The organism is Caballeronia pedi (genome assembly GCF_001544915.2).
GTDB lineage: Bacteria > Pseudomonadota > Gammaproteobacteria > Burkholderiales > Burkholderiaceae > Caballeronia > Caballeronia pedi.
In genome coordinates this window covers 21,564-42,949 of sequence record NZ_FCOE02000011.1, presented here as the reverse complement: position 1 = coordinate 42,949, position 21,386 = coordinate 21,564, and the positions used below count along the sequence as shown (strand labels likewise).

General features: G+C 65.8%; 23 protein-coding genes. 13 read left to right on the top strand and 10 right to left on the bottom strand.

The window, feature by feature from the left end; all coding sequences use genetic code 11:
• Together AWB80_RS18355 and AWB80_RS18350 are read right to left on the bottom strand one after the other, a co-directional pair.
• A complete protein-coding gene (locus AWB80_RS18355; protein WP_061176230.1) occupies positions 1-996 on the bottom strand; it encodes an aldo/keto reductase in 996 nt (331 codons plus the stop codon).
• A 55-nt stretch (positions 997-1,051) separates the two neighbouring features.
• Positions 1,052-2,437, bottom strand: a complete 1,386-nt coding sequence (locus AWB80_RS18350) for a DHA2 family efflux MFS transporter permease subunit (RefSeq protein ID WP_061176091.1) — start codon at positions 2,435-2,437, stop codon at positions 1,052-1,054.
• Positions 2,438-2,598: 161 nt separating this feature from the next.
• Here AWB80_RS18350 and AWB80_RS18345 point away from each other — a divergent pair, with 161 nt between their 5' ends.
• On the top strand, positions 2,599-3,459 hold the full coding sequence (locus tag AWB80_RS18345) for a LysR family transcriptional regulator (RefSeq protein ID WP_061176090.1): 861 nt from the start codon (positions 2,599-2,601) through the stop codon (positions 3,457-3,459).
• A 191-nt stretch (positions 3,460-3,650) separates the two neighbouring features.
• Positions 3,651-5,246 carry a tannase/feruloyl esterase family alpha/beta hydrolase gene (locus tag AWB80_RS18340; RefSeq protein ID WP_244206590.1) on the top strand — a complete coding sequence of 532 codons (1,596 nt, stop codon included), beginning with the start codon at positions 3,651-3,653 and terminating at the stop codon, positions 5,244-5,246.
• Positions 5,247-5,258: 12 nt separating this feature from the next.
• On the opposite strand, the gene AWB80_RS18335 is transcribed toward AWB80_RS18340, so the two are convergent.
• Positions 5,259-5,666 carry a DUF2917 domain-containing protein gene (locus tag AWB80_RS18335; protein WP_061176089.1) on the bottom strand — a complete coding sequence of 136 codons (408 nt, stop codon included), beginning with the start codon at positions 5,664-5,666 and terminating at the stop codon, positions 5,259-5,261.
• Between the two features lie 337 nt (positions 5,667-6,003).
• On the opposite strand from AWB80_RS18335, the gene AWB80_RS18330 reads away from it, so the two are divergent.
• From AWB80_RS18330 to AWB80_RS18315, 4 genes are all read left to right on the top strand, one after another.
• On the top strand, positions 6,004-6,357 hold the full coding sequence (locus tag AWB80_RS18330) for a YciI family protein (RefSeq protein WP_061176088.1): 354 nt from the start codon (positions 6,004-6,006) through the stop codon (positions 6,355-6,357).
• 97 nt (positions 6,358-6,454) lie between these two features.
• A complete protein-coding gene (locus AWB80_RS18325) occupies positions 6,455-6,853 on the top strand; it encodes a VOC family protein (protein ID WP_061176087.1) in 399 nt (132 codons plus the stop codon).
• Positions 6,850-8,154, top strand: coding sequence for an RNA polymerase sigma factor (locus AWB80_RS18320; RefSeq protein WP_061176086.1), 1,305 nt, complete (start codon positions 6,850-6,852; stop codon positions 8,152-8,154). The genes AWB80_RS18325 and AWB80_RS18320 overlap by 4 nt, the downstream gene beginning before the upstream one ends.
• A gap of 305 nt (positions 8,155-8,459) precedes the next feature.
• Positions 8,460-9,848: a glycosyltransferase family 9 protein gene (locus tag AWB80_RS18315; RefSeq protein WP_061176085.1), complete on the top strand. Its 1,389-nt coding sequence runs from the start codon at positions 8,460-8,462 to the stop codon at positions 9,846-9,848.
• A gap of 6 nt (positions 9,849-9,854) precedes the next feature.
• On the opposite strand, the gene AWB80_RS18310 is transcribed toward AWB80_RS18315, so the two are convergent.
• The gene (locus AWB80_RS18310; protein ID WP_061176084.1) at positions 9,855-10,361 is read right to left on the bottom strand and encodes a CBS domain-containing protein; all 507 of its coding nucleotides are present in this window, start codon (positions 10,359-10,361) and stop codon (positions 9,855-9,857) included.
• A 94-nt stretch (positions 10,362-10,455) separates the two neighbouring features.
• Positions 10,456-10,773, bottom strand: a complete 318-nt coding sequence (locus tag AWB80_RS18305) for a TFIIB-type zinc ribbon-containing protein (protein WP_061176083.1) — start codon at positions 10,771-10,773, stop codon at positions 10,456-10,458.
• Positions 10,774-11,017: 244 nt separating this feature from the next.
• Here AWB80_RS18305 and AWB80_RS18300 point away from each other — a divergent pair, with 244 nt between their 5' ends.
• The 3 genes from AWB80_RS18300 (at position 11,018) to AWB80_RS18290 (ending at position 12,455) form a co-directional block, all read left to right on the top strand.
• A complete protein-coding gene (locus AWB80_RS18300; RefSeq protein ID WP_061176228.1) occupies positions 11,018-11,719 on the top strand; it encodes a carbonic anhydrase in 702 nt (233 codons plus the stop codon).
• 41 nt (positions 11,720-11,760) lie between these two features.
• Positions 11,761-11,991: an FmdB family zinc ribbon protein gene (locus AWB80_RS18295; protein ID WP_061176082.1), complete on the top strand. Its 231-nt coding sequence runs from the start codon at positions 11,761-11,763 to the stop codon at positions 11,989-11,991.
• A 188-nt stretch (positions 11,992-12,179) separates the two neighbouring features.
• Positions 12,180-12,455, top strand: a complete 276-nt coding sequence (locus AWB80_RS18290) for a DUF1488 family protein (RefSeq protein WP_061176081.1) — start codon at positions 12,180-12,182, stop codon at positions 12,453-12,455.
• A gap of 31 nt (positions 12,456-12,486) precedes the next feature.
• Here AWB80_RS18290 and AWB80_RS18285 read toward each other — a convergent pair whose 3' ends face one another.
• Together AWB80_RS18285 and AWB80_RS44615 are read right to left on the bottom strand one after the other, a co-directional pair.
• Positions 12,487-12,942: a response regulator gene (locus tag AWB80_RS18285; protein WP_061176080.1), complete on the bottom strand. Its 456-nt coding sequence runs from the start codon at positions 12,940-12,942 to the stop codon at positions 12,487-12,489.
• Between the two features lie 91 nt (positions 12,943-13,033).
• Positions 13,034-13,498 carry an ElaB/YgaM/YqjD family protein gene (locus AWB80_RS44615; RefSeq protein ID WP_061176079.1) on the bottom strand — a complete coding sequence of 155 codons (465 nt, stop codon included), beginning with the start codon at positions 13,496-13,498 and terminating at the stop codon, positions 13,034-13,036.
• A 335-nt stretch (positions 13,499-13,833) separates the two neighbouring features.
• Here AWB80_RS44615 and AWB80_RS18275 point away from each other — a divergent pair, with 335 nt between their 5' ends.
• Positions 13,834-14,769, top strand: coding sequence for a DMT family transporter (locus AWB80_RS18275; RefSeq protein ID WP_061176078.1), 936 nt, complete (start codon positions 13,834-13,836; stop codon positions 14,767-14,769).
• Positions 14,770-14,778: 9 nt separating this feature from the next.
• Here the strand turns inward: AWB80_RS18275 and AWB80_RS18270 are convergent, their stop codons facing one another.
• From AWB80_RS18270 to AWB80_RS18260, 3 genes are all read right to left on the bottom strand, one after another.
• Positions 14,779-15,312, bottom strand: a complete 534-nt coding sequence (locus AWB80_RS18270) for a cupin domain-containing protein (RefSeq protein ID WP_061176077.1) — start codon at positions 15,310-15,312, stop codon at positions 14,779-14,781.
• 71 nt (positions 15,313-15,383) lie between these two features.
• Positions 15,384-15,632 (bottom strand): hypothetical protein, encoded by a 249-nt coding sequence (locus tag AWB80_RS18265; protein ID WP_244206584.1) that lies wholly within the window; start codon positions 15,630-15,632, stop codon positions 15,384-15,386.
• A 30-nt stretch (positions 15,633-15,662) separates the two neighbouring features.
• The gene (locus AWB80_RS18260) at positions 15,663-16,022 is read right to left on the bottom strand and encodes a hypothetical protein (RefSeq protein ID WP_061176227.1); all 360 of its coding nucleotides are present in this window, start codon (positions 16,020-16,022) and stop codon (positions 15,663-15,665) included.
• 213 nt (positions 16,023-16,235) lie between these two features.
• Here AWB80_RS18260 and AWB80_RS18255 point away from each other — a divergent pair, with 213 nt between their 5' ends.
• From AWB80_RS18255 to AWB80_RS18245, 3 genes are all read left to right on the top strand, one after another.
• Positions 16,236-17,189, top strand: a complete 954-nt coding sequence (locus AWB80_RS18255) for a LysR family transcriptional regulator (RefSeq protein WP_061176075.1) — start codon at positions 16,236-16,238, stop codon at positions 17,187-17,189.
• A 153-nt stretch (positions 17,190-17,342) separates the two neighbouring features.
• Positions 17,343-19,649 carry a two-partner secretion domain-containing protein gene (locus AWB80_RS18250; protein ID WP_244206583.1) on the top strand — a complete coding sequence of 769 codons (2,307 nt, stop codon included), beginning with the start codon at positions 17,343-17,345 and terminating at the stop codon, positions 19,647-19,649.
• Positions 19,622-21,385: a ShlB/FhaC/HecB family hemolysin secretion/activation protein gene (locus AWB80_RS18245; protein ID WP_244206581.1), complete on the top strand. Its 1,764-nt coding sequence runs from the start codon at positions 19,622-19,624 to the stop codon at positions 21,383-21,385. Before AWB80_RS18250 ends, AWB80_RS18245 begins: the two co-directional genes overlap by 28 nt.
• Position 21,386: the final 1 nt, after the last annotated feature.

The following is a 21,386-nucleotide window of genomic DNA, read 5'->3' as shown; positions in this document are numbered from 1 at the left end:
TCAGCGCAAGGCGTCGCCGAAACGATATTCGAGCGTCGCCTCGTCGAGCTTCGCCTTGATTTCCGGATCGATCGGCTGATCGACGGCCGCGAGCGTCTCGTTCAACTGATCCGGCCGGCTCGCGCCGATGATCGCCGACGTCACCGCCGGATTCGCCAGCACCCACGCGAGCGCCGTGCTCGCGAGCGAACGTCCCGTCGGCGCGACGATCTGGTTGATCTGCTCGATGGTGTGAAACTCCCGTTCGTGCCAGTAGCGCTCCGTGTACGTCACGCCCGCCTTGCCGACCGCGCCGGTAAAGCGGCCTTCGCTCGGACCGGCATCGTAGCGGTGCTTGCCTGTCAGTAATCCGCCCGCGAGCGGGTTGTACGGAATCACGGCGAGATTTTCCTCGGTCGCGAGCGGCAGCAGTTCGCGTTCGATCTGCCGGAACAGCAGGTTGTAACGCGGCTGCACCGATACGAAACGCGCGGCGCGCAGCACGTCCGAGCGCCCGAGCGCGCGCGCAAGCCGATACGCCAGAAAGTTCGACACGCCGATATAACGCGCCTTGCCCTGCCGCACGATGATATCGAGCGCTTCGAGCGTTTCGTCGAGCGGCGTGTCGCGGTCGTCGGTGTGGAGCTGGTACAGGTCGACGTAATCGGTGTCGAGGCGTTTGAGCGATGCGTCGATGGCGTCGAGCAGATGTTTTCTCGATGCGCCCTTGTGCCACGCGAGCGGCCCCATTTCATGCCCCGCCTTTGTCGCGAGAATGTAGTCGTCGCGACGCCCCTTGAGCCAGCGCCCGACGATTTCCTCGGTGCGGCCGGCGAGATCGTGCCCGCTGCCGAGCGGATAGACGTTCGCCGTATCGATGAAATTGACGCCCGCGTCGGCCGCGCGGTCCATGATGCTGCGCGACACGTCTTCCTCGGTCTGCAGGCCGAACGTCATCGTGCCGAGCGTGAGACGCGAAACGGTGAGACCGGTATTGCCGAATTTGCGGTATTGCACGGTTGCGCTCCAGAAAGAAAACGGTTCGATCGGACCGACAGAATAGCCGCAAGCGTCAGGACGTGCCGACGCGGGCCGGCGCGGCGCCGCGCGGCGCGTCATCGAGATAGCGGAACACGACGCCCGACAGCAGCGTCACCACGCCCATGCACACGAAGCTCAGGCGAAAGCCGGTCGAGGTCGAGAACGGGCCCTGGAACACTTGCACGAGCGAGCCGCCGATCGATACGCCGAGGCCGATCGCGAGCATCTGAACCATCGAGAAGAGGCTGTTGCCGCTGCCCGCGTCCTTGATCGAGAGGCCTTTCAGCGTGACGCTGTTCATCGCGGCGAACTGCATCGAATTGCACGCGCCGAATACGACGAGAATCGCGATCTCGACAGCGAGCGGCAACGTGGGCGAGAACAGCGCGAACGCGACGATCGACGCACCCACCAGCGCCGTGTTCACGAGCAGGAACATGTCGTAGCCGTAGCGCTTCACGAGTTGCGCGATCCAGCGCTTGCTGATGGTGCCGGCGATGGCGATCGGCAGCATCATCAGCCCCGAATGCAGCGGGCTGTAGCCGAGTTCGAGCTGCATCAGCAGCGGCAGCAGAAACGGCACCGCGCTCGAACCGATGCGGCACAGCAGATTGCCGATCAGTCCGACGCTGAAGTTCGGCTCGTGAAAAAGCGCGAGATGAAAGAGCGGATTGCGCTTGCGCCGCGCGTACGGCACATACGCGAATGCCGACACCGCCGCGAGCGCGAAGAGCGCGGCGGACACCGCGCCGCGATGCGTCTCTACCGGCGAATCGAGCGCGAGCGAGAACGACACCATGCACATCGACAGCAATCCGCAGCCGACGAAATCGAACGGCGGCGCGTCGTGCAGCGTATCGTTCGGCAGGAAGCGCTGCACCGCATAGAGGCCGACCGCGCCAATCGGCACATTGATCAGAAAGATCCAGTGCCACGAAAACGACTCGACGAACCAGCCACCGAGCGTCGGGCCGAGAATCGGGCCGACCTGGCCGGCGACGGAAATCATCGCGAGCGCGGAAACGTAGGCTTCGCCCGAGACGGCGCGCAACACGGCGAGACGCCCGATCGGCAGCAGCATCGAACCACCGATGCCTTGCAGCACGCGCGCGAGCACGAGCTGGTTGAGCGAGTGCGCGTTCGCGCAGGCGAGCGAGCCGATCACGAACAACGAGATGGAGACCAGATAGACGCGGCGCGTGCCGAAGCGGTCGGCGAGCCAGCCGGACGCGGGCGTGAACAGCGCCATCGTGAGCGTGTAGGCGACCACGATCGACTGCATCGCGAGCGGCGCGGCGTCCAGACTGCGCGCGATGGAGGGCAGCGCCGTGTTCACGATCGTCGTGTCGAGCGCCTGCATGAAAAAACCCACGGCGACGATCCAAAGGAGCGCCGTGTGCGAGGTCTGTCTGGTCATGTGATGGGGCAACGTGCTTGAGGCGCGGAATATTGGAAGTCATCGAAAGCCGTTTGAAACCGGTTTCCGCCGCGCATTGTGAAATCTTAGTGACTTGGCAGGTCATCGGGAAGACCGCTAACCACATTGACTGTCATCGCCTTTTCCGTTCACAATGGCGCATGCTCAATCCAGTCTGGTTGCACACTTTCGCGACGGTGGCCGCGTCGCACAGCTTCACCGACGCGGGACGCCAGCTCGGGCTTCGGCAATCGAGCGTGTCCGAACATATCCGGCGTCTGGAAGAGAGCGTCGGGCGGCGGCTTTTCGTGCGCGACACGCATTCGCTCGCGCTCACCGCCGACGGCGAAGCCATGCTGGTCCACGCCCGCGTGATCCTCGAAGCGATGGCGCATGCGCAATCGCAGTTCAGCTCGCCGCGTCTGCGCGGGCGCGTGCGGCTCGGTTCGTCGGACGATATCGCGCTCGGGCCGCTGCCGAGCGTGCTCGCGGCATTTCGCGACACCCATCCGGACGTCGAGCTGGAAATCACCATCGGCATGACCGGGCGGCTGTACCAGATGGTCGATGCCGGAGAACTCGATCTCGCGGTCGGCAAGCGGCGTCTGGGCGACGCGCGCGGCATGCGGCTTTTTTCCGGACGGCTCGAATGGCTCGCGAAGCCCGGCACCATCGTCGATACGAGCGGACCGCTGCCGCTCATTCTCGTCTCGGAGCCGAGCGTCACGCGTGGCGTCGTGCTCGATTCGCTGGCGATGTCCGGCGCGAGCTGGCAGATGGTCTGCACCAGCAGCAGCCACGCGGGCTGCATCGCCGCGGCGCGCGGCGGGCTCGGACTGACCGTGCGTTCGCATTTTCTGGCCGCGCGCGGACTGGCGCCGCCCGTGAATCGCGCCGAACTGCCGGAATTGCCCGAAGTGGAATTCATCGCGTTCGGCGCGAAACATCTGAGCCGTCCGGCCGAAACCTTGCTTCAGCTTCTCGAAAACAGCGACCTGCGCGGCGAATGGGACGGGGAATGACGCCGGGAACGCGCGCCCGCGAGGGCAGGGAAGCCGGTTGTGTGGCTGCAACGACCGGTAGACCCGAATGGCTATCGACAATCTGTTCTTATATATTGTGCGGCGTTTGAAGTAGCCGCTTCCAGGACGTGTTCCGCTTCTTTTCCCATTCCTTCTCCGGTCTGTTTCGCTGCGCGGCGCTCGTCTGCGTGATGGCGCTCGCGCCGTTTTCGGGCGCCCACGCGGCCGCGTACGTGACGAAGCACTGCGACGACCTCGAAGGCAAAATAGTGCCCGCGTCGATCATCGGGCTGCCGACGCGCGGCGCGACGATCGTCTCGGCCTGGGTCGTGAAGGCGGCCGCGCCCGGCAACCGCAACGGCGAGTATTGCCGCATCACCGGCTTCATCAAGGCGCTGCAGGATTCGACGCCCGACATCCGCTTCGAAGTGAACCTGCCGAGCCGCTGGAACGGCCGCGCCCTGCAGATGGGCGGTGGCGGCTACAACGGCACGATCGTCTCCGGCACCGAACCGATGCCTTTCGCGCCGGACTCCACGCCGCTCGCGCGCGGCTACGCGACTTTCGGCTCGGATTCGGGTCACGTCGGCAACGCGGGGCGCGCGGACTTCGCGGGCAACGACGAAGCCATCGTCAATTTCGGCTTCGGGCATCTGAAGAAAACGCGCGATGTCGCGCTCGCGCTGATTCAGATGGGCTACGGACGCACGCCCGAAAAAACCTACTTCGCGGGCGGCTCGACGGGCGGACGCGAAGGCTTCACCGTGATCGAGCGCTTTCCGAACGACTACGACGGCGTGATCGCCAACGCGCCCGCGATCAATTTCTCCGGCGTGCGGCTGATGGGCGTGAAGGTCGGGCAGGCGTCGTATGCGAAGCCGGGCGGTTTCGTCGGCGTCGCGCAGCAGCGGCGCGTGTTCGAGACCGTCGTGCACGAATGCGACCGGCTCGACGGCGCGGCGGACGGAATCGTCAGCAACGTCGAAGCGTGCAGGAAGCTGGAGCCGCAGATCATCGCGTCGCTGCGTTGCGCGAACGGGCAGCGTCCGTCCTTGCGCGACAGTTGTCTGTCGGACGCGCAGATCGACACGCTCCAGACCTTGCGCGACGGCGTCACGTTGCCGTACCCGCTCGCGTACGGCGTCGATAGCTATCCGGGCTACAACGTCTTTCAGGGCGTCGACTTCTCGGGCACGCTCGGACTCGGCGACTCACCGGTACTGCTCACTCCGCCGACCTTCGCCGCGAACGGCTATCTGTTCGCGCAAGGCGACGCGTATGTCCGTCACTTCGTCACGCGCGATCTCGGCTTCAGCGCGCTCACGTTCGACCTCGACAATCCCGGCCGCTTCAAACAGCGCCTCATCACGCTCGCGTACACCGTCGGCGCGATGAACCCGGATTTCTCCGCGTTCATCGCGCACGGCGGCAAGCTCATCGCGATGCACGGCCTCGCCGACGAAGTCATCAGCCCGAACCAGACGATCGCGTTCTATCGCGGACTCATCGACCGATACGGCCAGGACACCGTCGACTCGTTCATGCGGCTTTACATGGTGCCGGGCTTCCAGCATGGCAACGGCGTGTTCATTCCCGCATGGGACGAACTCGGCGCGCTCGACGAATGGGTGAGCAACGGCGTCGGACCCGAGACGCTTATCGGCAGCGACATCGCGCCCGCCACCAACGGACGCACGCGGCCGATATGCCGTTATCCGAACTATCCGCGCTACATGGGCAAGGGCAGTATCAACCTCGCGGCGAACTTCCGTTGCGTGGAGCCGTGAGCGGTTGCATCGTCAGAGCGCGTTGGCATGCCGGCCGGCGATGCGTGGCCAGTACCTCGCAAGCCAGCGCAGCAGCAAGCCGCGCTGCGCGGCGCGATAAGACGTGAGCGACACTTCGAGCGCCGCATCGCTTGCGGACGACAGCCACACGCGCTCGCCGCGCGACAGCCTCACGACATCGCCAGGCTTCATCCAGTAGTCGTACGGGTCGCGATGGCGCGTGAGCCAGAGGGCACATCCGGGCGCATCGGCCACGCGCAGTTCGGCGTCGCGCGTGAGACGCCAGGACACCATCTGATGCGGATGCACTTCGACATAGACCACGACGCGCGCGCCCGATGCGCCTGATGTGCTCAGGCGCCCCGACGCCACGCCGTGGCCGACGCCATGACCCGCGCAAACTTGCGATACCTCTTCCATCTCTGCTCTCCATGATGTGAGCCGAAGACGGAAACCTTGCACGCAAAAACAAGAAGGCCCCGTCTTGCGGCGGGGCCTTCGGAATCTGTCTGCTTGCCTGTTTCGCTAGCGCACACGCTGTCCCGATGACCCGCCACACATGGCGTTCATACGGTTTTTAATCGCGGCGATGGAGAAAAGGATGGCTGCGTGCATGTGTCGCAGTATCGTGTGGCGCGCTGGCGCTTGTCAATATCGAGATAGGGACGCGATGCAAAAAGACGGCGCAGGGCGGCCCTTGCCGATGCGCCCGCGACGGTTTAACTTGGACGCCATCGATAACTTTCGGAGGCTCGTCGTGGCTTATCTGTTACTCGTCGTGGAACCGGTCGAACAGCGCGGCCAGCGCACGCAGGAAGAGGGGCGCGAGGCGTATCGCAAAATGGGGGAGTTTGCCGAAGGGCTGAAGGCGCGCGGCGTGTTGCGCGCAGTCGAATCGCTGACCTCGCAAAAGGACGCGGCGCGCGTCACGAGCGTCGATGGCGATGCGCGCGTCATCGACGGCCCGTTCGCCGAAGCGAAGGAGATGATCGGCGGCTTCTTTCTCCTCGATTGCGAAACGCATGCGCAAGCCGTCGCGATCGCGGCGGAATGCCCGGCGGCGAAGTGGTGCACCATCGAAGTCCGCAAGGTCGGGCCGTGTTATTTGTGAAGTATTCGCGAAGTTCGTGTCGATTTTCACACGCGCGGATCGTCGTGCATGTAACGGCTGCGATGCCGCCTGACGATCCAACCCGGAGACCCTTGTCATGCACAAACAGATCTTCGTGAACCTTCCGGTTCGCGACCTCAAGCGTTCGATGACTTTCTTCAAGGCACTGGGGCTGAGCTTCAACCCGAACTTCACGAACGACGACGCCGCGTGCCTCGTCATCGGCGAAAACATCTACGCGATGCTGCTCGTCGAAAAGTTTTTCCAGACCTTCACGGAGAAGCCGATCGCCGACGCCCACGCGAGCACTGAAACGCTCGTGTGCCTGTCGTGCGAGAGCAGGGCGGAAGTGGACGAACTGGTCGCGAAGGCCCTCGCCGCGGGCGGACGCGCGCCGCGCGAGCCGCAGGATCACGGCTTCATGTACGGCCACGGCTTCGAGGATCTCGACGGTCATATCTGGGAACTCGTGCACATGAATCCGGAAGCGGCGTGAGCGGGCGCGCCCAGCGCAACGATACGGCGGACGATGCCGCGCGGCGCGCCATCGACGCGGTATGGCGCATCGAGTCCGCGAAGGTGATCGCGAGCGTGGCGCGCGTCGTGCGCGATGTCGCGCTCGCCGAGGAACTGGCGCAGGACGCGTTCGTCGCCGCACTGGAACACTGGAGCCAACCGGGCGTGGGCGTGCCCGAAAAGCCGGGAGCGTGGCTCATGACGACAGCGAAGAACAAGGCGCTCGACCGGCTGCGGCAGCACGCGCTGCACGCGCGCAAGCACGAGGAATACGGCCGCGACCTCGACGCGCAGGAAGCGCACATCACGCCCGATTTCGTCGATGCGCTCGACGCCGCGCGCGAGGACGACATCGGCGACGATCTGCTGCGGCTCATTTTCACGGCGTGCCATCCGGTGCTGTCCGTCGATGCGCGCGCCGCGCTGACGCTGCGTCTGATCGGCGGTCTCACGACCGACGAGATCGCGCGCGCGTTTCTGGTGCCGGAGCCGACCATCGCGCAGCGCATCGTGCGGGCGAAGCGCACGCTGTCGGCGGCCCGCGTGCCGTTCGAGGTGCCGAAAGCTGACGCGCGCGCGGCGCGGCTCGGCTCGGTGCTCGAAGTCATCTATCTGATCTTCAACGAAGGCTATTCGGCGACGGCCGGCGACGACTGGATGCGTCCGGGCTTGTGTGAAGACGCGTTGCGGCTCGGGCGTATCCTCGCCGAACTGACGCCGGATGAGAGCGAAGTCCACGGGCTCGTCGCGCTGATGGAAATCCAGGCGTCGCGCATGAAGGCGCGCGTCGACCGGGAAGGTCGGCCGGTGCTGCTGCCGGACCAGGACCGCAGCCGCTGGGACCCGCTGCTGATCCGGCGCGGGCTGGCGGCGCTGAAACGCTCGGAAGCGTTGGGCGGCGCGCGCGGCGTGTACGCGCTGCAGGCGGCGCTCGCGGCGTGCCATGCGCGCGCGCCGAGCGCCGGCGACACCGACTGGCCGATGATCGTCGCGCTCTACGACGCGCTGATGCAGACCGCGCCGACGCCGGTGGTCGAACTGAATCGCGCGGTCGCGGTGAGCATGGCGTACGGGCCGGAAGCCGCGCTGCCGATCGTCGATGCGTTGTCGGACGCGCCCGCGCTCAGGAACTATCACTGGCTGCCGAGCGTGCGCGCGGATTTGCTGGCGAAGCTCGGCCGCAGGCGTGAGGCGCGCGCGGAGTTCGAGCGCGCGGCGTCGCTGACGAAGAACGCGCGTGAGCGGGTGTTTCTGCTGGATCGAGCTGGGGAGATGGGGTGAATCAGACTCGACACCGGACCTCGGCTCAGCTGCTTTTTTTAATTTTACATAAGATAAATTATCGATGTTTCGATCTAAGATCAAAAGTAGACTGGAAGCGCTAGCAACCGAATGACCGCCCTGAAAGCCAAATCACCGCAGCCTATAATCAAACGAAGCCACGCACGATCATTTCAAAAATTGTCGATTTCTTAAAACATCGATCAACAATTTGAAATTTCTGTGGGAACTACGTGTCGCCGGTCCACCCGTAGCAAAGGCCTACGCAATAATGCCGCTCGCAGAATAATCCGACGCTTATTTCCATGAACACCGACGACTACCAGCAGCTCGCTCCCAAACTCTACGCTGGCGATATCGAGGCATGTTTCCAGTTTCTCGATGAGCACGAGGCAGCGGACGGGCACATGGCCGAATACTGGCACTGGCGCGCGCTCGCGCATATGCGCGCAGGCGAGTTTTCGCGCGCGCTCGACATCTGCTGCCAGATCACCCGCGAGTCGGACGTTTTCGGGTTCCAGCTCCACGCTCTGTGCGATGCGTGCGCGCATCTCGGACTGAAGGAACTCGCGCTCACCGTGATCGATTTCGTGAGAATGAAGCCCGATACGGCGCCGATCGCCGCCTTTCTCTGGCGCGTCTACGGGTGGCACTACCTCGGCGAGGACCAGCGCGTTCTGGACCTGAACGCGGACGGCGTCGATCCGCATTCGGCGTACGTGCTCGGTCATCATCGGGCACGCAGCGCAATGCGCCTCGACGGCATCGCCAATGGCGTCGAGCTGATGCATCGCTACTGGTCGTCGCACGAGGCGCGGCGCGTGCTGTTTCCGCATGTCGACGTCGAACACTACTGGTGCGGACAGCGCGTCCTGCCGGCCCATATGACGATGACGTCGATCGCGTCGGGGCACGGCGATCAGGTCAACTGGGTGCGCTACGCCGGCGCGCTCCAGGGGCTCGGCGTGCAGTTGGCGGTTGCCGACGGCTCGGACAGGAACTATCGCCTCTCGATGTCCGAGGCCCAGCAGGCCGGCGATGCGCAACGCCTGCGCGAGGCAGGTTTCACCGTCGCGCCCGACGGCGCGATGTGGACCGAGCCTTTCGCCCTCTTCACCTCGCTCTTTCCCGTGCTCGGCTATGCGTCTTCGGAACGCTACATCGAGCCGGCCGATCCCTCCTGCGCCGATGTGATCGTCGACGACATCCGTCAACGCGCGCGCGGCAAACGCTGCGTCGGCATCTTCTGGTCGTCGTGCGAGTCGGCGAACAACTTCGCCAACCGCAGCATGACCCTGCCGCAACTCGCGCCGCTTCTCGACGGCACGAGCGACATCCACTGGGTCATCATGCAGCGCGGCTTCGAGCTCAAACGCTGGCTGAACGACCCGCGCGCCAACGACCTCGAACGCTTCACGACGCTCGCCCCCGACGTCACGCTCGCGCAGAGCATCGGCATCATAGACCGGCTCGATGCGTTCATCGGCAACGACGGCGCCCTGACCCACCTCGCCGGCGCGCTCGGCAAGCGCTGCTACCTGCTCCTCAATCAGGTCGCCGAATGGCGTTACGAGCGCGAGCCGCATCACACCGCGTGGTATCCAACGATGCGCCTCGTGCGCGCGCGCCGGCTGGGCGACTGGGACGACGTCGCAAGCAAGCTGCGCCAACACCTCACGAACGACGCGCTCTGAACCAGCCTACGCAAACCGCGCCGCGAGCGTCTGCGGAATCGGACTGCGCTTCGTAAGCGCGCAGGTCGGCATCTCGGGACGCGGTCCGCGCACGTAGCTTTCGAGCTGGTCGATGGCGAACTGCTGCTCGTCGATGACATGCCGCACTAGATCGCCGATCGAAATCATGCCGACGAGCATGCCGCCTTCGACTACCGGCAGATGACGGATGCGGTGCTGCGTCATCAGCGTCATGCATTCGTCGGCGGTCGTTCTGACGCTCACGGACATCACGGGCGCGGTCATGATCTCGCATACCGTCGTCGTGCGCGAAGCCTTGTCCCGCAGGATCACCTTGCGCGCGTAGTCACGCTCCGTGACGATGCCGCACACCGTATCGCCGACCATGACGACCAGCGCGCCCACTTCCGCCCGCGACATCAGCGCGACGGCTTCGTGAACGCTCGCCTCCGCATCGATCGTGTGGACGATCAATTCGCTCTTCGCCTTCAGGACTTGCTTCACCGTTGCCATTTGCCGTTCTCCCTTTATCCGCGCGTGCGGCGTGCTGCTGCTTTTCAACAAACTCAAAAAAATTCGTCGACGTAATCGGTGCGTGCTCGTTGGCTCAGTCGAAGTCGAACAGATCGCCGAGAAACGACTTCTTGCGACGCCCGTGCTCATGCTTGCCGCGCGAGTCGCCGTAGTGATATCCGTCCTGACGATGCGGACGGCGCTCGCGTTCGTGATCGCGCTCGTGCCAGTCGTCGCGCCGGGCGGACTGTGCCTGCGCATCGGCGAGCGACTCCTGCGTGGCGCGGCGGATCATCTGATCGAGCTCGCCGCGATCCAGCCACACGCCGCGGCATTGCGGGCAATAGTCGATTTCGATGCCCTCGCGCACGGTCATCAGCAGGTCTGTCGCGGGACATACGGGACATTTCATGTCGATTCCTTTCTGTTTGCTTTCAATGCAGACAATCTAGCGGAAGGAATCGTTCCAAAAAATGCGAGATTTTGAGCGTGTCGGTTCGGAAAACTCGAAATTAGACGGTTAGTTGCGTACTAGGGCTGCCTATTCGGTCTTGAAGTCCGGCACCCGACTTGCGATTCATCTCAAAATTCCGCAAGCTTTCGGTTTGACGCGGCACGCAGCGCGCGAGCCGCCACGCAAAAGAAAGGCGACAACCATGTCCGACAAATCCACGATGAGCGAAGAACGCGACGGCGCCGAGACCGGCGACCTCCTCTATCTGCTGCAAGGCGCCGACGATTTCAGCCGTTTCGTGTTCCCCGATAGCGAAGCGCTCTTCAAGAGCCTCGCGCGCCAGCAGGCGCCGCACACGCTGTTCATCACCTGCGCGGATTCGCGCGTGTCGCCGGAAATGATCACGCAGACGCGCCCCGGCGAGCTTTTCGTGTGCCGCAACATCGGCAATATCGTGCCGGCATATGGCGAAATGCTCGGCGGCGTGTCGGCGGTCGTCGAATACGCGGTGCTCGCGCTCAACGTGCGGCAGATCGTGATCTGCGGGCACTCGGACTGCGGCGCGATGAAAGGCCTCGCGTCGGGCGCGACCATCGCCGATGAAATGCCGACCGTCCATGCATGGCTGCGCAATGCGGAAGCGGCGCGCAGCGTCGTGATGGCGCGCAAGCTGGAACAGGAGCGCATCGTCGCCGCGATGGTCGAGGAGAACATCCGGCTGCAGTTGACGCACCTGCGCACGCATCCGGCGGTCGCGGGGCGGCTCGCGCTCGGCAAGCTGCAGGTGCAAGGCTGGGTGTACGACATCGGTCGCGGCAAAGTCTCGGTGTACGACGAAGCCGACAGCAAGTTCCAGTCGCTCGAAGAAGCGCGCCTGCGCATGTTGCGCAAGGACGCGTCCTGATTTCGCGGCCATCGGGCCTTCTTTCTTCGAGTGAAAACGTCATGCCTTTCTACGATTACGAATGCGCGACGTGCGGCGCATTCGAAGCCGCCCGCCGCATTGCCGAGCGCGACGAACCCGCGGCTTGCCCGCAATGCAGCGCGACGGCCGCGCGCGTGACGATCGGCGCGCCGAGCGTGGGCGGCGCGAGTGCGAGCACGTCCGGCGCCGGTGCGGAGGATGCCGGCAGCTACGGCATGCAGCATCGCGGCGGCTGCCTCTGCTGCCGCTAGCGCCCGGGCACGGCCATTGCAAAGTCACCGTAGCGCCCGCCTCGCGCATGGCGGGCGTATCATGCAAGACGACGGTGTGCGGCGCGCCAGGCCGCGCGCAGTCTCGCCATCGCGAGGCCGGAGGCGGTTACCGTTCCTGCGATGATCGCGCTTAGCGTGTTCCGAACGAATAACAGGAGGTGATAAGGATGACGATAGAGTTCAGCGGGCGGCGTCATGTCGTGGCGGCAGCGCGTGTCGCTTTCGAAGCAAAGGTGGACGGGCGCGAAGTCTGGTGCAGCGTCTCCCTCGATGCGCTCAACGATCACTTCGGCAACAGCGGGACGTCGTCGCACGATCTCCTCTCCGCTTTCGAAGGCGGACGCGTGCAAATCGAGGACGTTGCCCGGCGCACGCTCGAGCGCAACCACGGCCAGTCGGTCGAACTGGAAACCAGCGACTTCAAGGCTTCCCGGGCAGTCTAGAACTTCATGGCGGGCGGCTGCGCGGCCGCCCTCACCCGGCATAGAAGCACTTCAACAGATCGAACATCCACCAGACCGGGCACGGCGTTCTGCAAAAGCCGTCGTAACCCGCGTCGAAGAGCGCATCGCGCGGGTCCCGGACGGCGTCGGCGGCGAGCGCAATCATCAACTGGAGCTCGCCTTCCCGCTGATCGCGAGCCAGCGCGACCCGTAATGCGCGTGCGAGCGAATGATCGTGCGGATCGCCGATGAGCGTATCGACGAACAGCGCCTGCGGCCGCCAGTTACCCACGAACTGCAAGGCGCTTTTGGCATCGCCCATCTGAATGGCTTCGAAACCGCGCATCGCGAGCAGCAGCGCAAACGAGTCGCCGACATTCGATTCCGAATGCACAAACAGCACGCGCCGCGAACCGGTGAAGATCGCGGACAGCGGATTCCATACTTCGAACCGCTCGGTGCAGAGATCGTATGATCGTTCTTCCATGTCGGCCCGATGCGGCGATGAGCACCGCACCGGTACGTTCATTTCAGCAAGGTTGAGACCCGCTTTCGTTTCGCACAGCCGCCGGCTTTTTTCAGCGCGCCGCCAGCAGGCCGACGATCAATCCTCCGACCGCCGCGAACGCGATCGACTTCCACGGATTGTCGTGCACGTAGTCGTCGGTGCCCTCCTTCGCCTGCCGATAGCGCGTCGAAACGATATCCTGCGCGCCCGCCAGCATGTCGCGCGCGCGGCGCGGAACCGGCGGCGACGGATGAAACTGGCTGCCCTGCCGCTCTGCCCTCGCGGCGGCGGGTTGCGCGAGCACCGACGGACTATCGCCGCCTTCGAGCACGCTGCCGTGCACGTGATACGGCGCGTACATCGCGGGTTTGTGCGCCGCGCCCGGCGCGAGCGGCGTCACGCTCGCGCCCTGCGCCTGCGTCATGCCCGGCGCGAGCGCCGCTTCCATCGCGCTCGCCACCGTGCGGCGCGCGAGCGGCGGTTCGTCCGAGGGCATCGTCTGGATCGTGGATGCGCTGCCGTTTGCATTGTCCATGGCTATCTCCAGTTGACTGCGTCCATCGCACTGCAAAACCCCATCATCCGCCTTGCCATCCTTCAGCAAGAGTCGCACCGAATACGCGCGCGGGCAAGCCGCCCGTCGCATGGCAATTTTTCTCACATAACGGTGAGAATTGCTCGTTTGCCGAAGACCCCGCGCGCACCTACGATGCGGGGGATAAGCGAAGCCGGGCCAGCGTCCCGAAAGAACGGCGAAGCACGCGCCGCGCCGACCGCGCTGTATCTTTCGTTTCACGCCGGGCCGAAACGTCGGCCTCGTGCGCGCCGCTACGATGGCTTCGTTACCCGACTCCCCTTGCGAAGCCCGCCATGACCCCTGTCAATCTCGCTCAATTATTCGTCCTCGCCGCGCTATGGGGCGGCTCGTTCCTGTTCATCCGCGTCGGCGTGACCGATCTCGGCGTCGCGCCGCTGATGGCGTTGCGCGTCGGCATCGGCGCGGCTTTTCTGCTTCTCATGCTCGCGCTGCGCGGCAACGCGCGACAGGCGCTCTCGACGATGCGCGAGCGCGCCCGGCCGCTCCTGGTCGTCGGCATCCTCAACTCGGCCGCGCCGTTCTGTCTGTTTGCGTATGCCGAGCTGACGCTGTCGGCCGGCGTCACGTCCGTCATGAACGCGACGACGCCGCTCTGGGGCGCGCTCGTCGCCTTCATGTGGCTCAACGACCGGCTGACGCGCCTGCGCGTCGCGGGCCTCGCGATCGGCTTTGCGGGTGTGCTCGCACTGGTCTGGGATCAGATGTTCGTCCACGACGCGTCCGCCGCTCCCGGCTCGCCGATGGCGACCGCGCTGGCCGCATTAGCCGCGCTCGCCGCGTCGGCCAGCTACGGCGTCGCCGCGAGCTACACGAAGAAGCATCTGATGGGCGTCGATTCGCTGACGGTCGCGGCCGGCACGATGAGCGCGGCGACCATCGTGCTGCTGCCCTTCGCGCTGTTCTTCTGGCCCGCGGGCACGGTGTCGCTCCATGCGTGGGGCGCGGTGCTCGCGCTCGGCGTCGCGTGCACGGGCGTCGCCTATATGATGTTCTTCCATCTCATCGCGGTAGCCGGGCCTGCGCGCGCGATCACCGTCACCTTCCTGATTCCGATCTTCGGCATCCTGTGGGGCGCGCTCTTTCTCGCCGAGCGCGTGTCGGTGGGGATGGGCATCGCGTGCGCGATCGTGCTGGTCGGCACCGCGCTCGCGACGGGCGTCGTCAAGCGCGTGCCTTTGATCGGCGCGCGCCGGACGCAGAAGGCTTGATGACGTCGATCAACGCCACTGACGTGTGAGCGGCCCATCGTCGCCCGCGACGGGATCGCTGCGCGGAAACGGTAGCGCTTCCATCGCGACGCGTTCGTCCTCGCTGAGCGCCGCGCGCCGGATATCCCACTGCTGAGCCGGCGGATACGCGCCGACCACCTGAAAGCGGCGACCGGCCGACAGCAGACAATGGCCGGTGCCGGCAGGCAGAACGAGCGCATCGCCGGCGCGGACCGAAATCACGCGGCCGTGCGGACCGCCGAGGATCAGCTCGGCGGTGCCCGATGCGATGCCGAGCGCCTCGTGCGCGGTCGAATGAAAGTGGTGATAGTCGAAGACGCCGTCGCGCCATTGCGGCGGCCAGCCGTTCTGCGCGAACAGCGTTTCGAAACGGGCGGCGGGCTCGGGTGTTTTTGGATCGATCGCGCCGTGCCACAGGAGCACCGGCAGGCGCGTGTTGTTCGGCACCCAGCCGTTCGGCGACAGCATGAAGTGCTCGCAGCGGGCGTTACTTGCCAGCAAGCTTACGGTTTGCTCAGCCATCGTGCGCTTTCTCCGGAAGAGTCGGAGAAAGCGCAGCAACGGGCGTTCCAGTCGCTCACGTGCACGGCGCGTCAGTGGCCGTGCCAGTGTCCTCCGCCGCTGCTGAAGCCGACGCCGAGCGATACCGACGGCACCGCGTAATACCCCGGCCCATACCCGTAGCCATAAGCAGGCGCGTAACCGTAAGCCGGCGCGGGCGCATAACCATACGGCGGCGCATAGACACAACCGCCGAGCCCTGCCGCCGCGATGAGCGCGACGGGCACGATCAGCGAGCGCGCGAACCACGCCATGGTTCGAGTTCGAGAAGATGGGTTCATGATGATGCTCCGCTTCCGGATGCTCTCCGCTTACCAGTGTCGATAGCCGTAGTAACCGCCATGATGCGCATACCAGTCGCGGCGTCCCCAGTAGCGATAGCCGTCCCAGTAACGGTCGCCGTGCCAGCCGACGACGATCGCGGGCGCAGGCGCGACGACGACCGGCGCCGGCTGATAGACCACCTGCGGCGGCGGCGGTGGCGGTGGGGGCGCCATATAGACGGGCGCGGGCTCGGCATACACCACCGGCGGCGGCGCGGCGTAGACGGGCGCGACAGGAACAACCGGAATCCCGAGATTGATGCCGACGCTCACGCCCGCCATCGCGGCTTCACAGGCGAGCCCTGCCGACAGCGCAATACCGACCCCGATCAAGCCCTTGGCGTTCATGTCTTCCTCTTCTGAGAAGGCCGTCATGCAGACCGCGATGCGATCCCGAACTCATATGCAGCCATGAATCCATGTTAGCCGCGCGTCCTGCGCGCTGAGTTACAAGCCGTGTAACAGATGTGAATCCTGAAACGAACGTACGAAGAAGGTCAGGTTGCGCCCCATCGGGCCGCCGTGGGATAGTTCCGGCTTCGTCAAACGGATGGCGGGACGATGGACTTATTGCGGAGCATGAGGATCTTTGCGCGGGTCGCCGAGGCGGCGAGCTTCACGACCGCGGCGCAGCAAATGGACATCACGACGGCGCAGGCGTCGCGCGCCGTCACGGAACTCGAAACGCATCTGCGTACGCGTCTGCTCAATCGCACGACGCGCCGAGTCGCGCTCACCGATGCGGGCAACCGCTATCTCACGCGCTGCAAGGAAGTGCTCGAACTCGTCGACTTGTCCGAGGCCGAAGCGAGCAACGCGCAGCTTTCTCCGAGCGGCGTGCTGCGCATGCACGCGCCGATCACGTTCGGCCAGCATTACGTGGTGCCCGCGCTCACACGATATCTGGAGGAACATCCGCAGGTGCGCGTCGAGCTGACGCTGTCGCAGCACGTCCCCGACATGCTCGACGAAGGCTTCGACGTCTTCCTGCAAGTCACGACATCCACCCTGCCCGACTCCGCGCTCGTCTCCACGAAAATCTGCTCGATGCCGAGCGTGCTCTGCGCATCGCCCGCGTATCTGAAGCGCGCGGGCGTGCCGCAAGGCATCGAAGACCTGACGAATCACGCGTGCCTGCAACTCGTGACGACCTTCTTCCCGGTCGACCGATGGGTGTTCGAAGGCCCGCGCGGACAGGTCGAAGTGGATCTCGAACCCGGCCGGCTGCGCGTCAATTCCGCCGACGCGCTCGCCGTCGCCCTGTCCAATGGTCTCGGCATCGCGCCGTTGCCGATGCTCGCGGCGCTCCCGTGGCTGCAAAGCGGCGCGCTCGTGCGCGTGCTGCCCGAGTGGGAATTGCAGACCATGACCATCTACGCGATGTATGCATCCCGTCAGTATCTCGACGCGAAGATCCGCACTTGGGTCACGTTCCTGCGCGATTTCGTCGAAGGAACGCTCGCGAACGAGCCGCCTGAAACGTCTTTGGAAACCTCGCATTCCGAAGACGAATGAAGTAGTCAGGTGCGTGGCGAAACGCACACACGCAGCGTGGACGCGCATTCTCTAAACGCGTAGTTGCAAGCATGATTCGGAACACTAAACTGCTTGATGGTGCGCCTGCATCGCCTCACGACGATGCACCGCAACAGAAAGGAGTCGGCCGACATGATCAGGACTCTGCGCGCAAGCATCGCGTCCCCCGCGCTGCGGCTCTGCACCGCCGCGCTCTTGAGCGCGGTCTTCGCGCATGCTTACGCGGAGCCGACTGGCGCGCGCGTCGTCGCGGGCGCAGGCACAGTCACGAGCGCGGGCGTGAACACCACGATTCAGCAGAATAGCGGGCGTCTCGCCATCGACTGGAATTCGTTCAGCACGCGCCCCGGCGAATCGATCACGTTCAATCAGCCGGGCGCGAATGCGATCGCGCTCAACCGCGTGGTGGGTCCGCGCCCGTCCGCGCTGTTCGGCCGGCTCGACGCGAACGGGCAGGTTTTCATCGTCAATCCTAATGGTGTGATCTTCGGGCCGAACGCGCAGGTCAACGTCGGCGGCCTGCTCGCGTCGACGCTCAATCTGTCGGCGAATGATTTCATGAGCGGTCACTACACGTTCGCGGGCAGCGGGCGTCGCTGGCACTGGCACGACCGCGGCGACGGCGCGCCGGTCGTCAATCTCGGCACGATCAAAAGCGCGCCCGGCGGCTATGTCGCGCTGATCGGCGCGCGCGCGATCAACGCCGGCACGATCGATTCTCCCGGCGGATTCGCCGCGCTCGCGGCGGGCGAACGCATCGCGGTCACGCTCGGCGATCACAGCATGATCGGCTTGTCGGTGGAGCGCGGCGCGCTGCACGCGCTCGCCGCCAATCACGGGCTGATTCAGGCCGATGGCGGTCAGGCCTGGCTCGCCGCGAGCGCCGAGGGCGCGCTGTTCGCCAATGTCGTGAACAACACGGGCGTCATTCGCGCGCGCAGCGCCGTGAACCAGAACGGCGTGATCCGGCTCGTCGCCGACAGCGGCGTCGTGCAGGTCGGCGGCACGCTCGACGCGTCCGCGCCCAACGGCGGCAACGGCGGCGCGATCGAGACGGCGGGGACGCAGGTGCGCGTCGCGCCCGATGCGCAGGTCACGACGGCGGCGGCGTCGGGGCAAACCGGCACGTGGCGCATCGCGAGCGGCTTCGCCGCGCTGGTCGGCTCGGACGATGCCTTCGGACAGCGCTTCGGCACGATCCAGAGCGCGACGCTCTCGCGCGTGCTCGAAACGACCAATGTGTCGATCAGCGCCGCAGCGCCCGCAGGCTTCGAGCCGTTCGGCTTCGTGCTGATCGACGGCCCGGTCGCGTGGCGCGGCGTCAATACGCTGTCGCTCGCGGCCCAGAGCGGCATCCGGCTCGATGCGCCGATCGACGCGCCACGCGGCACGCTGTCGATGTCCATGCCGAGCACTGGCACGGCCACGCAGCGCGCGCCCATCGAAGCGGCCAATGTCGCGCTGCGGGGCGGCACGTATCGGCTGACGAATGCGGGCAATCGGATCGGCACGCTCGCCGCCGATGCCGCGTCGGTCGCGCTCGTCGATGGCGCGCCGCTCGTCATCGGCAGTGTCGCGGGACTGAGCGGCGTATCGGCCAGCGGCGCGGTGACGCTCACCGCGCCGTCGCTCACACTTGCCGCGCCCGTCGCGAGCCGCGCGAGCGGCACGGCCATCACGCTCGCCGCCGCGACTTTCGCCAACCACGCTGGCGCGCAGGCGCTCGCCGCGCCCAACGGCCGCTGGCTGGTCTACACCGATTCGCCGGACACCGACGCCTTCGGCGGTCTGCAAAGCAGCAATCTCGCGCTCTGGGGCGACGCTTACACGGGCGGCGTCGATGCGCGCGCCGCGTCGGCCTCGGGCAACCGTTTCGCGTTCAATGCGCGCCAGCAAGTCACCTTGACGGCGATCAACATCGACCTGCCGCTCGACACGCCGCGCACGCTTGGACCGAACGACGTCACGATCGCGCTGCGCTACAACGGCGCGAATTACGGCAACGCGTTCGCCGACAGCCCGACCGTTCACGAGCCTTTCGTCTTCACGGTGACGAGCACGGGCGCGGCGCCGGGCGCGGCGGCCGGCACCTACGCGATCACCGTCACGGCGACGGGCGGTCCGACCGGCTACACGATCACGACGCAAGGCGGCACGCTGCGCATCGCCGGCACGCCGACGCCGCCGCCCACACCACCTGCGCCGCCCGCGCAACCCGTGGCCCCGGAAGCGCCTGGAACGGTGATCACGACCGCGGCGACGCTGCCCGGCGTTCTCGATTCCGTACGCACCGACGCCGCCAATCCCGCGCATCTCTCCGACGCGACGCCGGGCCTCCAGCCGGAAACCGCGCCGCTCGTGCAGCAGCGCACCGATTCGTCGAGCGACGGCAGCCGCCTGCCGGATGACGCATGGCCCGGTCACGTATGCCGCATGTGAAGCCCAGGCGCGTGCGACGCTTCGGCCCACACGCCCGGCGCAGCCTCGCTTCGACGCGGCTCGCTGTGCTGTTCGCGACGCTCGTCGCGGCAAGCGCGCGCGATCTGCGCGATGCGCGCGCGCAGGCGCTGCCGAACGCGGGCAGCATTCTGCGCGAACAGCAGCAGCAAGCGCCCGCGCCGCCGCCGCCTTCCGACCTGCGCCTGAACGTGACGCCCGCGCCCGCGCCGCCGCCCTCATCGGGCGCGCCCGGCGGCATCCGTTTCGAGGTGAAGGGTTTCACGTTCACCGGCAACACGCGCTTTGCGGCTGCGCAACTGCTCGATGCGGTGCGCCCGGTCATCGGCCCGGATCGCTCGCTCGACGATCTCGAAAGCGCCGCCGATCGCGTGAGCGCGTTCTATCGCCAGCACGGCTATCTGGTCGCGCGGGCCTACGTGCCGCCGCAGCAGATCGACGGCGGCATCGTGCGCATCGCGGTGAGCGAGGGACGCTATGGGCGCATCGACATCGACAATCAGTCGCGCACGCGCGATCCGGTCATCGCGCGCTTTCTCGGCGCGCTCAAATCCGGCGACGTGATCGACGAACACGCCCTCACCCGCGCGACGCTGCTCGCGCAGGACGCCGCCGGCACGACGGGCGCGAACGCGACGATCGCGCCGGGCGCGCTGCCGGGCACGTCGGACATGACGCTGCTGGTGCCGAAGGCGCGGCCGCTGTCGGGCAGCGTGCAGGCCGACAACTACGGCCAGACGACCACCGGCGCGGCGCGGCTGATCGGCGCGCTGCAATGGAACAATCCGCTCGGCATCGGCGATCAGTTGGGGGCCCGGCTGCTCGGTTCGATCACGGGGCAGTTCTACGGCAACATCGGCTACACGGTGCCGGTGGGCGGCAGCGGGCTCGCGTGGGGCATCGGGTACACGCGCTCGACCTATTCGGTCGGCGGCCAGTTCGACGAACTCGACGCCTACGGCAGCGCGAACGTGTTCTCCACCTTCCTCAGCTATCCCGTGCTGCGCTCGCCGTCCGCGAACGTGTACACGACGCTCGGCTACGATCACAAGCTGCTGTCCGATCATCTCGGCGCGTTCGATTCCGTCAGCGACAAGAGCAGCGATGTCGCGCGCCTGGGTCTGTCGGGCAATCTGACGCTGCAGAAAAGCATCACGACGTTCGATACCAGCATCCAGCAAGGCAACCTGCGCTTCAGGTCGCCGCAACAGGAACAGATCGAGGCGCAGATCGCCGGCTCGTTCACGAAGTTCGTGCTCGCGATGACGCATACGCAAGTGATCGGCGATCAGGCCAACGGCACGCAGTTCTACTTCTCGCTGACGGCCCAGGCGAGTTCGCGCAATCTCGATTCGTCCGAGCAGATCTCGCTCGGCGGCCCGTACGCGGTGCGCGCCTACGCCACCGGCGACGCGCCCGTCGACGAGGCGTACATCGCAACTTTCGAAGTACGGCAGACGATCCGGCAATCGCTCGTGCCGGTGCTCGTCACGCTGGCGGGCTTCATCGACACCGCCGATGGCAAGATCGTCGCGCATCCGGTCGTGCCGGGCGTCAATCACGTGCGGCTGTCGGGAATCGGCGTCGGTGCGACGCTCGCCGCGCCGCACGACTTCGTGCTGTCGATGTCCTACGCGCACACCCTCGGCTACGTTCCGTCTACCCTCGGCACCGGCCACGCGAACCGCTTCTGGGTCGCGCTCACGAAGTCCTTCTGAG